12 protein-coding genes are annotated in these 13,917 nt (G+C 60.8%); 3 read left to right on the forward strand and 9 right to left on the reverse strand.

Features of this window, described 5'->3' with window-relative positions:
• Nucleotides 1-24 precede the first annotated feature (24 nt).
• The 3 genes from ggt to GAL01_RS06945 all read right to left on the reverse strand — a co-directional run bounded on the left by ggt (nucleotide 25) and on the right by GAL01_RS06945 (nucleotide 3,759).
• A complete protein-coding gene (gene ggt, locus GAL01_RS06935; protein ID WP_062029845.1) occupies nucleotides 25-1,824 on the reverse strand; it encodes a gamma-glutamyltransferase in 1,800 nt (599 codons plus the stop codon).
• A complete protein-coding gene (map, locus tag GAL01_RS06940) occupies nucleotides 1,821-2,621 on the reverse strand; it encodes a type I methionyl aminopeptidase (RefSeq protein WP_062029847.1) in 801 nt (266 codons plus the stop codon). Before map ends, ggt begins: the two co-directional genes overlap by 4 nt.
• A gap of 91 nt (nucleotides 2,622-2,712) precedes the next feature.
• The gene (locus GAL01_RS06945; protein ID WP_062029849.1) at nucleotides 2,713-3,759 is read right to left on the reverse strand and encodes a D-alanyl-D-alanine carboxypeptidase family protein; all 1,047 of its coding nucleotides are present in this window, start codon (nucleotides 3,757-3,759) and stop codon (nucleotides 2,713-2,715) included.
• A gap of 312 nt (nucleotides 3,760-4,071) precedes the next feature.
• Here GAL01_RS06945 and clpS point away from each other — a divergent pair, with 312 nt between their 5' ends.
• Nucleotides 4,072-4,431 carry an ATP-dependent Clp protease adapter ClpS gene (gene clpS, locus GAL01_RS06950; protein WP_062029917.1) on the forward strand — a complete coding sequence of 120 codons (360 nt, stop codon included), beginning with the start codon at nucleotides 4,072-4,074 and terminating at the stop codon, nucleotides 4,429-4,431.
• 129 nt (nucleotides 4,432-4,560) lie between these two features.
• A complete protein-coding gene (clpA, locus tag GAL01_RS06955; RefSeq protein WP_062029850.1) occupies nucleotides 4,561-6,876 on the forward strand; it encodes an ATP-dependent Clp protease ATP-binding subunit ClpA in 2,316 nt (771 codons plus the stop codon).
• Nucleotides 6,877-6,931: 55 nt separating this feature from the next.
• Here clpA and GAL01_RS06960 read toward each other — a convergent pair whose 3' ends face one another.
• Nucleotides 6,932-7,426 (reverse strand): DUF3465 domain-containing protein, encoded by a 495-nt coding sequence (locus tag GAL01_RS06960; RefSeq protein WP_062029852.1) that lies wholly within the window; start codon nucleotides 7,424-7,426, stop codon nucleotides 6,932-6,934.
• A gap of 123 nt (nucleotides 7,427-7,549) precedes the next feature.
• Nucleotides 7,550-8,251 (reverse strand): bactofilin family protein, encoded by a 702-nt coding sequence (locus tag GAL01_RS06965; RefSeq protein WP_231865317.1) that lies wholly within the window; start codon nucleotides 8,249-8,251, stop codon nucleotides 7,550-7,552.
• 317 nt (nucleotides 8,252-8,568) lie between these two features.
• Between GAL01_RS06965 and GAL01_RS06975 the strand changes: the two genes are divergently transcribed.
• Nucleotides 8,569-9,549, forward strand: coding sequence for an adenosine kinase (locus GAL01_RS06975; protein ID WP_062029854.1), 981 nt, complete (start codon nucleotides 8,569-8,571; stop codon nucleotides 9,547-9,549).
• A 20-nt stretch (nucleotides 9,550-9,569) separates the two neighbouring features.
• Here GAL01_RS06975 and hpnK read toward each other — a convergent pair whose 3' ends face one another.
• The 4 genes from hpnK to GAL01_RS06995 all read right to left on the reverse strand — a co-directional run bounded on the left by hpnK (nucleotide 9,570) and on the right by GAL01_RS06995 (nucleotide 13,887).
• The gene (gene hpnK, locus GAL01_RS06980; RefSeq protein WP_062029856.1) at nucleotides 9,570-10,406 is read right to left on the reverse strand and encodes a hopanoid biosynthesis-associated protein HpnK; all 837 of its coding nucleotides are present in this window, start codon (nucleotides 10,404-10,406) and stop codon (nucleotides 9,570-9,572) included.
• Nucleotides 10,407-10,479: 73 nt separating this feature from the next.
• Nucleotides 10,480-11,904: a hopanoid biosynthesis associated radical SAM protein HpnJ gene (gene hpnJ / locus GAL01_RS06985; protein ID WP_062029858.1), complete on the reverse strand. Its 1,425-nt coding sequence runs from the start codon at nucleotides 11,902-11,904 to the stop codon at nucleotides 10,480-10,482.
• Nucleotides 11,901-13,112: a bacteriohopanetetrol glucosamine biosynthesis glycosyltransferase HpnI gene (gene hpnI, locus GAL01_RS06990; RefSeq protein ID WP_062029860.1), complete on the reverse strand. Its 1,212-nt coding sequence runs from the start codon at nucleotides 13,110-13,112 to the stop codon at nucleotides 11,901-11,903. Before hpnI ends, hpnJ begins: the two co-directional genes overlap by 4 nt.
• 58 nt (nucleotides 13,113-13,170) lie before the next feature.
• Nucleotides 13,171-13,887: an ABC transporter substrate-binding protein gene (locus tag GAL01_RS06995; protein ID WP_231865318.1), complete on the reverse strand. Its 717-nt coding sequence runs from the start codon at nucleotides 13,885-13,887 to the stop codon at nucleotides 13,171-13,173.
• Between the last annotated feature and the right edge of the window lie 30 nt (nucleotides 13,888-13,917).

Consider the following 13,917-nt stretch of genomic DNA (forward strand, 5'->3'; position numbering starts at 1 on the left):
AGAGTACGCCCTCATTCCCGCGTCTTATTCGCCGACAGCCGCCCCACCCATGTGCCGCGGGTCGGCCGCACCATAGATCAGACCGGTCTTCGGAGCCTTCAGGCTCGGGCGATCGGCAAGGATGCCTTCCGCCACACCCCACGGACGATGGGGCGACAGGGCATACCCTTCGGCCTTGAGAGTCTGCATGGCCGTGTCAGACAGCGCCCCCTGCTCAAGCTCAACAGCGGAAGGCTCCCACTGTTCATGGATTCGCGGCAGGTCGATGGCCTGACGGATATCCAGCCCGTAATCAATCACCCCGAGAATGACGGAAAGCGTGATCGTCGGAATGCGCGAACCGCCGGGGCTGCCGATCACCATGACGACCTTGCCATCGCGCGAAACGATGGAGGGCGACATCGAAGACAGCGGCGTCTTGCCCGGGGCAATCGCATTGGCTTCCGAACCGACAATGCCGAACATGTTGGGCGCACCCGGCTTGGACGAGAAATCGTCCATCTCGTCGTTCATCCAGATGCCAGTATGCCCCCCCATTACACCCGCGCCGAACCAGCCATTGAGGGTATAGGTTGCCGAAACGGCCGTCCCTTCACGATCAAGCACGGAGAACTGCGTGGTCTCATGCTTTTCCTGGGTGTCGGGAGCCGCCTGCGTCACGGGAACGGGCAGCGCCTCTCCTGCTCTGAGCGTGCTGGACGACAGCGCGCGATCGGTCGGAATGCCCTGGCGGATCTGATAGGCGTAAGCGGGGTCGATCAGGTGTTCGACAGGATTATGGACGAAATCCGGATCGCCCAGATCGCGCCGGTCGGAATAGGCATGACGCATGGCCTCGATCTCGCGCTGCGTTGCAGGCGCGCTATGCAGACCAAGGGCGTGCATATCGTAACCGGAGAGAATGTTCAGGATTTCGCAGAGTGCAACACCCCCGCCGCTCGGCGGCGGTGCCGTGTCGATCGTATAGCCCCGATAGGTGCAGCGGATCGGCTCAAGGTGACGGATGTGATAGTTTTTGAAGTCAGAAAGCTGAAGAATGCCGCCGCCTTCAGTGCTGGCGCGCACGATTTCCTTCGCGATCGGACCATCATAAAACGCCTGCGGACCTTCTTTGGCGATCAGTTCCAGCGAGTCCGCCAGATCCTTCTGCACCAGACGGTCGCCCGTCTGAAGCGGCGTACCATCGGGGCGCAGATAGAACGCGCGGGCATAGGGATCGTGCTGGAAATAGCGCGTCGAGGTGTGCAGAAGATCCGCATCGCCCTGATTCAGAACGAAGCCATTCCGGGCCAGCGCAATCGCAGGGGCCATGACCTTGGCGCGTGGCAGGCGCCCCCATTTCTGCAGAATGGAGTCCAGCCCCGCGACTGTTCCCGGAACGGCGACGGCTTTCCAGCCTTCAGTGGACAGACCCGGAATGACCTTGCCCGAAGCGTCCTGATACATCGTGGCCGTCGCAGCGGCGGGAGCATGTTCGCGGAAATCAATGAAGACCGTCTGGCCCGTTTTCAAACGCAGGGTCATGAATCCGCCGCCGCCAATATTACCGGCTGCGGGATAGACCACAGCCAGAGCATATCCGACAGCCACGGCCGCATCGACCGCATTGCCACCCTGTGCAAGGATTTTCGCACCGGCATCCGAGGCGAGATGCTGCGCCGACACCACCATGCCATGACGGCCTGACGTCAGCACACCGGCACTGACATTGTCCGGACCGAAAGCCAGCGGATCATGCGCTGAACTCAGCGCCGGGGCGGCTGCGATGGCGAGCGTCGTGCTGCTGATCAGGGCCGTGGCGAGAAGAAGCGAAAACGCTCTCATGCGGTCTCTCCATAAGGAGGCTTGGTGTAGCCTTTGGGGGACAGGGTGAAAATTTCGCAGCCATCGGCCGTCACGCCAACCTGATGCTCGAACTGGGCTGACAGGGTGCGGTCACGGGTCACGGCTGTCCAGCCGTCATCAAGGATTTTCACGTCCGGACGGCCGATATTCAGCATGGGCTCGATCGTGAACACCATCCCTTCCACGAGCTTCACACCCTCACCGGGGCGCCCATAATGGAGAACATTCGGCTCGGCATGGAAATCCCGACCAATGCCATGACCACAGAAATCCTGAACGATGGAGAAGCGGTTGGCTTCCGCATATTCCTGAATGGCATGGCCAATATCACCAAGCGTCTTGCCCGGGCGCACCTGCGCGATGCCACGCATCAGCGCCTCATACGTCACATCGACCAGTTTTTCGGCCTTCTTTGGCGCCTTGCCCACGACATACATGCGTGAACTGTCGCCGTACCAGCCGTCCAGAATGGAAGTGACGTCAATGTTGACGATGTCACCATTGGACAGCTTCTTGGAACCGGGAATGCCGTGACATACGACATGGTTGATCGAGATGCAGCAGGATTTCGGATAGCCGCGATAGTTCAGCGGAGCAGGCGTGGCACCATGGGCGATCGTGAAGTCGTGGATCAGCTGGTTCAGCTCTTCTGTGGTAACGCCGGGCTGCACATGGGGCGTGATCATGTCCAGCGCCTCCGCCGTCAGGCGGCCAACACGATGCAGATGTTTGAAATCGTCCTGATCGTAGAGAACGATACCCCGTGCGTTATCCATAATCTGCCGCCTGATCCTTCAATCTTCAAAAGCCCGGACAAAATGCGTCTGTCCGGGCTGGATCGCAAGGCGGCAGGTCAGATTTTCAGGATCAGCTGTGCCGGGAGCGCTTTTTGTGGGCGACAACATGGCGCACACTCACCATGCGTACGGCCGCACCATGGTGAGAAATCCGGCCATAACGACGCGGGGCTGTCGGCGCATCGGCAACTTCCATGGGGCGCGAAGACGCCAGCAGGAAACCGTGATGGAAGCGACCGCGACGACGGGCCGAGGCCATCAGGACACCGGATGGAGCCGCAGGGTGAAGAAGCGGCTGGGGCGCCACGCCTTCATCTGCAAACCCCTTATCGAGCAGCGCCACCATTTCCATGGAACGACGCGCATTGCTGGGAGACCCCATGACCACGCCGATCAGGCGCACATTCCCGCGCTGGGCAGACGTGATGAGGTTATGGCCTGCCAGATCGGTATACCCCGTCTTGAGACCATCAGCGCCCGCATAGATTTTCAGCATCGGATCATGGTTCGGAACCATACGGCGATGGAAATAGAAGGAGGGAACGTTGAAATAGTGATAATACTGGGGAAAATCTGCAATCAGATGCTGCGAGAGCAGGGCCAGATCATGCGCTGTCGTAACCTGATCCGGATCAGGCAGACCGGAAGCATTGCGGAAGGTCGTATTGACCATCCCCAGAGCCCGCGCCTGCTGCGTCATGAGCTGGGCGAAGCGTACCTCATCTCCGCCGCCGAGAAATTCACCCAGGGCACAGGCCGCATCATTGGCAGACTTCGTGACGAGCCCCAGAATGCCCTGCTCCACTGTCAGCTTCGTTCCCGGCACAAGGCCCAGCTTTGACGGAGCCTGAATGGAAGCATGAATGGACACCGGAACCTGTTCGTCCAGCGTGATCTGATGCGCTTCAAGGGCGCGGAACGTCAGATAGAGCGTCATGAGCTTTGTCAGGGACGCAGGATACCGTTGCAGCTCGGCATCCGTCGCAGACAGAACAGCGCCTGTCCTGGCGTCCATCACATAGCTCGAGACATGTCCGGCATATTGTGCCTTCGCAGATCCCAGCCCCATGGTTGTCATGGCGCACAACAGAAAAGCTTTCTGGAACGGGAAACGCATCTACTGACAGCCTCTGAACGGAACGTCGTCTTGGGAAAGATCTGGCTCTTGAGCCACCTGCATGACAGGCAGTCTAGGCGCATTGAAAACTCCCCGTCCACCAGCTTTGAAGGACTTTCCTTAATTTTTCGTAAGCAGGGCGGAAAGGAGGCAGGATCATGGCACGCGGCGCATAAAAACCTTATTTCAGGGGCTTGCAGCCCTTCTCAAGACCGAAATTCGCACCATATCATACCCGTCATGTCTTTTTATGATCTTCCCCCCTGCCCGAACGGCCTTTCCGGTGTCGCATCCTCGCGGAGTCCATCTCGCATGGGGCCGGAGTCTCCCGACTCCATTCCGCCCCGTGAGCCGGACAGGGGAGACGGGGATCAGGACCTTGAAGTCAGCGTGGTGGTGCGTCCCAGAACCCGGACGCGCAAACCTTCCATGTACAAGGTTCTGATGCTCAACGACGACTACACGCCCATGGAGTTTGTGGTGCATGTGCTGGAGCGTTTCTTTGCCAAAACCCGGGACGAGGCAACGTCCGTCATGCTTCAGGTTCACCAGCGCGGCGTCGGAGTCTGCGGGGTGTTCACGTATGAAGTGGCTGAAAGCAAGGTGACACAGGTGATGGATCTGGCGCGCCAGAACCAGCACCCTCTTCAGTGCACGATCGAGAAAGACTGATCCGTCTGACAGGCAGAAAAGCCCGGGCGCAGGATAATTTCTTGTTTCCCTTTGCGTTTCTGACTGGCGTTACACGTTACTCCGCGACAAGATACCTTTCCTACGAGAGGTCGAGAGGAGCGCCATCCCATGCTGTCCCGTACGCTCGAACAGACGCTCCACCGCGCCCTGACATTCGCAGGTGACCGGCGTCACGAATATGCAACCCTCGAACATCTTCTGCTCGCACTGACAGAAGACGACGATGCCCTGACGGTCTTCCGGGCCTGCGGCATTGATCTCGACAAGCTGCGCTCCGATCTGACGGATTTCCTGGACAAGGATCTGGCAGGGCTGGCGGCTGAACGCCCGACGGAACCCAAGCCGACCGCGGCTTTCCAGCGCGTGATCCAGCGCGCGGCGATCCATGTACAGAGCACGGGCCGCGACGAAGTCACGGGCGCTAACGTGCTGGTCGCCCTGTTTGCCGAGCGCGAAAGCCATGCCGTCTATTTCCTGCAGTTGCAGGACATGACGCGACTCGATGCGGTCAACTTCATCTCGCACGGAATCGCCAAGGCACCCGACCGGGGAACGGGGCGCCGCTCGGCTGCGGCTTCCAAGGATACGTCCGAACGCGAGGAGCGCAAGGAAACGGCCAAGGAGGGAGCACTGGCGACCTATTGCGTCGATCTGAATGAACGTGCGCGTGAGGGGCGGATTGATCCGTTGATCGGCCGCGATCAGGAAATCGAACGCACCATCCAGATCCTGTGCCGCCGGACCAAGAACAATCCGCTTTATGTGGGAGATCCGGGCGTCGGCAAGACGGCAATTGCCGAAGGTCTGGCCAAGCGGATCGTGGAAGGCGAAGTGCCGGACGTTCTGCTGAACAGCACGATCTACTCGCTGGACATGGGCTCGCTTCTGGCTGGCACGCGCTATCGCGGCGATTTCGAAGAGCGGCTGAAAGCCGTCGTGACGGAAATGGACCAGACCCCTGGCGCCATCCTGTTCATTGACGAAATCCATACCGTCATCGGCGCGGGAGCGACATCGGGAGGGGCAATGGACGCCTCCAACCTGCTCAAGCCTGCCCTGGCCGCAGGGACCCTGCGCTGCATCGGTTCCACGACCTACAAGGAGTTCCGTCAGCACTTCGAGAAGGATCGGGCGCTCGTGCGCCGGTTCCAGAAAATCGACGTGCCGGAGCCTTCGATCGAGGATGCGATCAAGATTCTGCGCGGCCTGAAGGGCAGCTACGAGAAGCATCACAAGGTTCGCTACACCGACGAAGCCCTGCGCGGCGCCGTCGAACTGGCGGCCAAGTATGTCCATGACCGCAAACTGCCGGACAAGGCGATCGACGTAATCGACGAAGTCGGCGCGGCGCGGATGCTGGTGCCCGAAAACAAGCGCCGCAAGACCGTGACGCTGAAGGACGTGGAAGAGGCCATCGCCAAGATCGCCCGTATCCCGCCCAAAAGCGTCTCGGCCGATGACCGCGAGACCCTGCGCCATCTGGAGCGGGACCTGCGGAACATGGTCTTCGGACAGGACAAGGCGATCGACGCGCTGGCTGCGGCAATCAAGCTGTCCCGTGCCGGACTGCGCGATGCAGAAAAGCCGATCGGCAACTACCTGTTCTCCGGCCCCACGGGCGTCGGCAAGACGGAAGTCGCCAAGCAGCTTTCCAACTCGCTCGGGATCGAACTGATCCGCTTCGACATGTCCGAATACATGGAGCGCCATTCGATCTCCCGTCTGATCGGTGCGCCTCCAGGGTATGTCGGGTTCGATCAGGGCGGTCTGCTGACGGATGCGATCGACCAGCATCCGCACGCGGTCCTGCTGCTGGACGAGATCGAGAAGGCTCATCCGGACCTGTTCAATGTCCTGCTTCAGGTCATGGATCATGGCCGCCTGACGGATCACAACGGCAAGGTCGTCGATTTCCGCAACGTGATCCTGATCATGACCACGAATGCGGGCGCGGCGGACCTGTCCAAGGAGGCGATCGGGTTTGGACGGACGGCGCGGAGCGGTGAGGATGAAGAGGCAGTCAAACGCCTGTTCACGCCGGAATTCCGCAACCGTCTGGACGCGATCATTCCCTTCGCCAACCTGACGCCGGAGACCGTAGGCCGCGTGGTCGAGAAGTTCGTGCTTCAGCTCGAAGCTCAGCTTGCCGACCGCCATGTGACGATCGAGATTTCCTCGAGCGCCAAGGAATGGCTCGCCGAGCGCGGATACGACCGACTGTATGGCGCCCGTCCACTGGGACGCGTCATTCAGGAATACATCAAGAAGCCTCTGGCCGAGGAACTGCTTTTCGGACGGCTGGCTCAGGGCGGTGCCGTTCGGATTGGCATGAAGAACGGCGCACTCGACTTCGATATTCTCGAAGGAGGAGATAACGCCAAGGGCGAGGATGGCGCTTCCAAGAAAGACGAAGCGACAAGCTGAAGTCCTTCAACCAGCAGAAAGGCCCGGGAGACACTGTCTCGCCGGGCCTTTTTTCTTACTGGTAGCGGGTGCCGTTCACCACGACATAGCCGGGCCAGGGCCATTTGCGGCCTGTACCATGATGGGTCCAGTCCACGCCCTGACGACGCAGGCTGTCGTAATAGTAGCGCCCCTGAACCTCGACCTGATCGCCCTTGCTGACCCAGGGCCATTGCGGTGCATTCATCTGATCCAGATCAGAGACGATCCGGATGGAGACCCCCTGCCCGACCGACAGATAGAAATAACCGTGCCAGCCGCTGCGGGTGCGTTTTGCTTTGGGGGAGACCGCCAGAACCCGTCCACAGAGATGCTCGGGCAGGTCGATACCGGTGGGGCCGCTCTGTTCCAGTCCATGCTGATCGGCGAGGAAATGCGCATTGTCACACTGCGCAGGCATGTCATGCGCGCTACGGGGCGCAGTATTCTGGCCGAAAAAGCCCTGAGCGGATGCGGCCAATGGCGCGCATAGCAGTGCCACAGCAAACGTGGAGAGCAGACGGGATGTCATGAAGGGGTTTTCTCCTGTCAGGGCGGTTCTGCCTGTTGCTCTGCCGCCAGAAGGTCCGGATCAGACACAAAAAAGCCCGCCCCTGAGAGGGAACGGGCCTTTATGCTGGTCCGCAATAAGGGATCAGGGCGCTTCGCTGGCGCCTTCACCGGGAGCGGGCTCGGACTTGACAGTTTCGCTGACAGCCGGACGCGAAGATGCGCCATCCGTGATCATTTCGAGCTGACCCGTGATCTGACCACCATCCTCGACCTGAAGACGACGGCACTTGACCTTGCCGATGAGACGGCCGGTCGCACGGATCGTCAGGCTGCCATTGACGGTCAGGGTGCCGTCGATCGTGCCCGCCAGTTCTGCGTCCTCAACCTCGACGCCGCCCCGGAAGACGCCACCATGCGTGACCTGAAGCTCGGTCGCATGGATCATGCTGGACTCGACCGTACCCTCAACGACAAGGCGTTCGGCGTCCTGCACGGACCCCTGCACGCTGATGCCACGGCCGACAACAAGCGTACGACGCTCAGGGCCGGTCTGGCGCGGTGCGCCCGGAACGGCGGCCACACCGGGGCGCGGCGCCCCTGCCGGCGTTACGCCCGTCGGAGAATTGGAAGACGGCGGTGCCGGGAAAGGGGTACGACCCATGGGCGCGGGGTCCTTCTGCTGGTTGGGCTGCTGGGCAGGTTGGGGACTGGAGGGCGATCCGGATCCTGACGCGGGAGCCGTCTGGCTGGGAGCGTCCGGCCGGTTGGGGAAAATGGGCTGACCTGCAAGTTTGCCGTTCTCGACAGGCTTGGAGTCATCTTCCGGTTTGCGTCTTCTGAACAAGGAAACCCCGCTGCGGATCTGAAAAGAACACTCTAATTCTGTCTTGGACGTCTCCCGGACGATCCATTGCGAGAACAGGACGCTCGCAGACAGAACATTCGGGAACCGGTCTTTCGACAAGGCTACACGCTCACGACCCGGCGGGACAAGACGCGCATTTCCATAAATGTGACGAAATCTCACGGAGGAAAACGGCGTCGGGTTAACCGGGAGTTGGCGTGAACCCAGAGGGGACCTATGATCGTGTTGATTTAATGGCGCAGTCTGCCCGTTAAATGTTTTTTTCTGAAGTTTTCAGCGACCTGACCGGAGTTCCAATGTCTGCACCCCAGCATGACCTTCTGTGTATCGGCAATGCCATCGTCGACGTTCTCGCCCCTGTGGGCCAGGACCTGATCGACGGGCTTGGCGCTGCTGCCGGGAGCATGACCCTGATCGACGCTGCCACGGCGCATGCCATCGAAAGCCGCGTGGATATCGAAAATGTGACAGGCGGCGGCTCCGGCGCCAACACGGCCGTCGTGGCGGCCCGTATGGGTGCGAAAGTGGCCTATCTTGGCAAAGTCACGGCTGACGAAGCCGGCGACCATTTCACACGCGACATGCGCGAACAGGGCATCACCTTCCCGTCCGAGCCGCTTCCGGCCGCCGATGGCACCCCGACCGCACGCTGCATCGTTCTGGTGACGCCCGAAGGCCAGCGCACCATGTTCACCTATCTCGGCGCCTGCACGGAATTCACGTTCGAGGACGTGCATGAATCCGTCGTGGCGGATGCGGCCATCACCTATCTGGAAGGCTATCTGTACGACAAGCCGCAGGCCCAGGAAGCGTTCGAACATGCAGCCCGTCTGGCCCGCAAGGCTGGCCGTCAGGTCGCCCTGACGCTGTCCGACACGTTCTGCGTGGAACGCCATCGCGCCGCCTTCCACGAGCTTGTAGCGGGCCATGTGGACATCCTGTTCGCCAACGAGGCCGAGCTTCTGGCCCTGTACGAAGTCACGGATTTCGAAGAAGCCGTCACGCAGGTCTCCGCCGAAACAAAGCTGGCCGTCATCACACGCAGCGAAAAGGGTGCGGTCGTGATCGGCGAAGGCGAGCGCCATGACGTTCCGACAACCGAAGTAAAGGTCGTGGACACCACGGGCGCAGGCGATGCGTTCGCAGCAGGCTTCCTGGCCGGTCTGAGCAGGAAGCACGACCTCGTCACCTGCGCGAAGCTGGGCAATCAGGCGGCCGGTGAGATTATCACCCGTTACGGCGCCCGCCCGACCGAAGCGTTCACGCTGACGGCCTGAGACGTGCTGCCGGGCCGGTCTTACAGATCGGCCCAGCCGATGCGGGCGACCCCATACCGGTCGAATGCCTCCCGCACAGCCGGGTCCAGAAGGGCGGCCAGTTCGCCCTCCTGCTCATAGCCCGGCATGAAACGCTTCATCATGGCGTCCTGAGCCGTGGCGGGGTGAAAGTAGATTTCGCTCGTGCCCGTGGGCAGGCGCGGAACAAGACTGCGGATATGGTCCGGCGTCATATGGCCGGACCAGCGCAGCCCGAAACACCAGTCATTGGTTTTCAGCCCCGCTTTGCGAATCTGATGCCGCAGCACGCCGATCCAGTGGCGTAGGGCGCGGTCTCCCAACGTATCGTTGGCCTCGACAGGCTCCGGCGGCTCGAAGGGCGAGCGGACAGCCCGTAATCCATGCTCCAGGCCGGACTCGATCAGGAATCGTCCCACCGTCGGATGCAAATGCATGTGTTTATGGGCGTTGGCGTGATCGAGCGCTAACCCGCTTGCGACAAAATTACGGAACTGGGCTTCGATTTCGCGCCGCAGGGCACTCCGAGCCTGCGGGCTGAAGAAATACTTCACGCCAAGGCGCAATTGGTTGCGCCCAAACCAGCCCTGCTCGTCCGTAATGGCAGGCAGATCGAGGACGGACTTGCCCTCGATCGCCACCACATGCAATCCGACTCTCAGATCCGGCATCGTCTTCGCACGTCGGATGGCATCCCCGGCAGCATCCCCGGCCACCATCAGACTAGCCGTGGACAGGATGCCGTTGCGATGGGCCTGTTCGATGGCCTCGTTGACTTCGAGGCTCATGCCGAAATCGTCGGCGGACACGATGGCGCGGCGGGAGGGGCTGGATGTCATGGCAGATCTCACGAAAAAGGGGCCATGACATGCGCCATGGCCCCCGGATATTGTCTGGTCAGGCGCACGCCGTTCAGGCGGCGTGACGGTCCTTGAGGAACTGGAAGAATTCCACACCCTCGCGCAGACGACGCTTCATCATCTGCGGGCTACGGATCATCTCGTTGACGATGGAGGCGATCTTGGAACCGCGGAAGTAGAACTTGCGATAGAATTCCTCGACGCTCTCGAAGATTTCCGTATGCGACAGGTGCGGGTAATGCAGCGGTGCGATCTGCACGCCGCTCTCGTCGATCAGTTCGGCTTCCGCTTCGTTCAGCCAGCCATTTTCCGTCGCCTGCTTGTGCAGGAAGGTGCCGGGATACGGCGCAGCCAGCGAAACCTGCAGGGTATGCGGGTTGATTTCCTTGGCGAACTGGATCGTCTCCTGGATGGTCTCCTTCGTCTCGCCCGGCAGGCCGACGATGAAGGTTCCGTGGATCTTGATGCCCAGCTTGTGGCAGTTGCGCGTGAATTCCTTGGCCGTTTCGACCAGCATGCCCTTCTTGATGTTGTGAAGGATCTGCTGGTTGCCGCTTTCGTAACCGACCAGCAGCAGGCGCAGGCCGTTTTCCTTGAGAACCTTCAGGGTCTCGTAAGGAACATTCGCCTTGGCATTGCAGGACCACGTAACACCAAGCTTGCCCATTTCACGGGCAATGGCTTCGGCGCGCGGCAGATCGTCCGTGAAGGTGTCATCATCGAACATGAATTCCTGCACTTCGGGGAAGTACTGCTTGGCCAGACGCACTTCAGCGGCCACATGCTCAGGGCTGCGGGTCCGGTAGCGATGGCCGCCAACCGTCTGCGGCCACAGGCAGAACGTGCAGCGCGACTTGCAGCCACGGCCCGTATAGATCGAGATGTAGGGGTGCTTCAGATAGCCGATGAAGTAGTCGTTGATGTTGAGGTCACGCTTGTAGACTTCCGTCACGAACGGAAGGCTGTCCATGTCCTCGATCATCGCGCGATCCTTGTTCGCGATGATCTCACCCTTCTCGTTGCGCCAGGTGATACCGTCCACTTCCGCGAGCGGCTTGCCTTCGGCGATTTCCTTGATGGTGAAATCGAACTCGTTACGGGCCACGAAGTCGATCGGGCTGCCCTTCTCCATGCTTTCGGTCGGCTGAACCGCCACCTTGGCGCCCACCATGCCGATCATGATCTTCGGATTTGCATCCTTGATCATCTGCGCCACGCGCACGTCGGAAGCGAAGGACGGCGTGGAGGTATGGATGACGACGAGGTCGCGGTTCTTCACGTCCTCAAGGATGGGATCCATACCCATCTTGGCCGGCGGCGCGTCGATCAGGCGTGATCCTGGAACGAGAGCAGCCGGCTGGGCCAGCCATGTCGGAAACCAGAAGGACTTGATTTCGCGCTTCGCCTGGTAGCGGGAACCCGCACCACCATCGAAACCGTCAAAGGAAGGAGGCTGGAGAAAAAGGGTTCTCATCATGATCGGACACTCCTTTGGGTGGCGCCGGCCTGGAGCGAGGGGGCGCAGGACACGGAATTACGTTTTCTTCGGGCGATATGGACCGTTCTGCCTCGCCATGCAACGCGTGATCCGCGGGCACTCCCCACCATGATGGCAGCAGACAGCCAGTCGCGGATGACCAGAAGCGGGATTACAGCCGGGAGCGGACAGTCCGTGGCACGGTCCATAATCCGGCTTCCGATGGCGCGGAGCAGCCATGTCAGAAGCAGCAGGCTCCATGTCCACCAGGCATTCGGGCGGAACAGCACTGCCGTCACGGCCCAGAACAGGGGAAGCTGGATGGACGACAGCCCATAACCGACCGGGGCGACATTCTTGACGGTCCGCCCCCAGCGCAACTCATGCGCCAGCAACTCGCCGAGCGTATGTTCGCCCACGGTCGTGTGGGTCAGGGTCGGCGCGATGACGATGTTCTCGCCCCGCGTCCGGATCAGCTGACCCAGTTCGGCATCATCCGCCACGTGATCGACCAGCGCCTCAAGGCCACCGATTTCCTCAAGGGTCTGCCGACGCAGGGCCATCGTCGCGCCCAGACAGTCCTGACGCCCCAGAAAGCGGGACATCATGACGCCAGGCAGGAAATTATGATTGATCTGGCAGGCACCGAGTTGCTGCACGAGCGTTCCCGCAGCAGGACGACCTGCATACAGGGTGGTGACCAGACCGGCCCCCTGCTCTTCCAGACCCGTTACGACATGACGCAGATAGCGGGGGCTGGCGTGGATGTCCGAGTCGGATATCACGATAATGTCATGACAGGCCTCCCCGTACATGTTCATCAGATTCCCGACCTTGCGGTTCGGACCATATTCGCGCGGATCGACCACCACGCTGACCGGAACCTGCGGATAACGCCCCCGGAGTCGCTCGATCACGGCCAGCGCGGTGTCCTGCGCGTCCTGCACGCCAAAGACGATCTGGAAATCGGGATAATCCTGCGTGAAGACGCTTTCCAGCGCATCCTCCAGCAACGGCTCGTTACCGTGCAGAGGCTTCATCACAGTGACGGCGGGCCATGTCCGCTCGGACAGGCGCAGCGCATCATCCGCGCGACGCTCCGTGCGGCGGAACCGGGCGAGCAGGAGGGCGCCCGTCAGCGCCTGTAGGTTTCCAGCGGCTGAAACAAGTGCGCAGACGCTGGCTGCGATGGTAAGAGGTAAGGGCACGACGGTGTTCTAGCCTTCCCGAATGCTTTTGGGAAAGACTGCCGTCGTGAGACTGGGCTCAGTCATGCAGGAAATGGGCAGTCTTGTCGTCCAGATGATCGGCCAGACCATTGGCGCCGCCCTGACTCAGGGCCCCTCCGAAATCGGAACGCTGCGCGGCGACCTGACTGATATGGGCGTTCAGCAGAACATCCGTAATCCGCCAGCCCGATGCCCCATTTGTCATGATGTAGTCGATGGGCACGACATCGCCGCCATCCGTGCCGCCGATCGTCGTATCGACAATCACACCACCGGTCGGGTTCGGACGCGTCTGTGAGGAAATGGTAAAGGCCGCCTGCGCCTGAGGCTTAAACGACGCAGCATAATGGGCGATCGTGAACTGCCGGAACGACCCCAGCAGACGCGTACGGTCCGAAGGACTGAGACTGTTGTAGCGCACACCCACTGAACGACGGAGAATCGCTTCCAGATCGAAAGCATGGTCCACGGCAGGAGCGATCATCGTCGCACGCTGCTGGGCGGTTTTCCCGGTCTTCTGGGCAGCCTTCAGAGCGTCGTACAGGGCTGCGACAGGCGCCACCGCAGCAGAATCCGCTGGCGAGGCGATAGCCGCTGCATCGGCCAACGCAGCCGGAGAAAAAGCCGCCAGCGCAACAGGGCCCGTCAGGAGGCAGGCAGACAGAAGGGACAGAGTCACTTTCGGGGAAAAACGGCAAATCATGATCGTACTTTCGTCCTGGTAGACAATTCCGGGCATAGAGATCAGGTTCATGACACAATGTATCAAGTTCCCTGTATCAGG

This window comes from Gluconobacter albidus (assembly GCF_002723915.1).
GTDB classification, from domain to species: Bacteria; Pseudomonadota; Alphaproteobacteria; order Acetobacterales; family Acetobacteraceae; genus Gluconobacter; species Gluconobacter albidus.

Bases quoted from the DNA above. Each gene is read 5' to 3' on its own strand.
- ggt (WP_062029845.1), bottom strand. From the start codon at position 1,824: ATGAGAGCGTTTTCGCTTCTTCTCGCCACGGCCCTGATCAGCAGCACG.
- map (WP_062029847.1), bottom strand. From the start codon at position 2,621: ATGGATAACGCACGGGGTATCGTTCTCTACGATCAGGACGATTTCAAA.
- GAL01_RS06945 (WP_062029849.1), bottom strand. From the start codon at position 3,759: ATGCGTTTCCCGTTCCAGAAAGCTTTTCTGTTGTGCGCCATGACAACC.
- clpS (WP_062029917.1), top strand. From the start codon at position 4,072: ATGGGGCCGGAGTCTCCCGACTCCATTCCGCCCCGTGAGCCGGACAGG.
- clpA (WP_062029850.1), top strand. From the start codon at position 4,561: ATGCTGTCCCGTACGCTCGAACAGACGCTCCACCGCGCCCTGACATTC.
- GAL01_RS06960 (WP_062029852.1), bottom strand. From the start codon at position 7,426: ATGACATCCCGTCTGCTCTCCACGTTTGCTGTGGCACTGCTATGCGCG.
- GAL01_RS06975 (WP_062029854.1), top strand. From the start codon at position 8,569: ATGTCTGCACCCCAGCATGACCTTCTGTGTATCGGCAATGCCATCGTC.
- hpnK (WP_062029856.1), bottom strand. From the start codon at position 10,406: ATGACATCCAGCCCCTCCCGCCGCGCCATCGTGTCCGCCGACGATTTC.
- hpnJ (WP_062029858.1), bottom strand. From the start codon at position 11,904: ATGATGAGAACCCTTTTTCTCCAGCCTCCTTCCTTTGACGGTTTCGAT.
- GAL01_RS06995 (WP_231865318.1), bottom strand. From the start codon at position 13,887: ATGAACCTGATCTCTATGCCCGGAATTGTCTACCAGGACGAAAGTACG.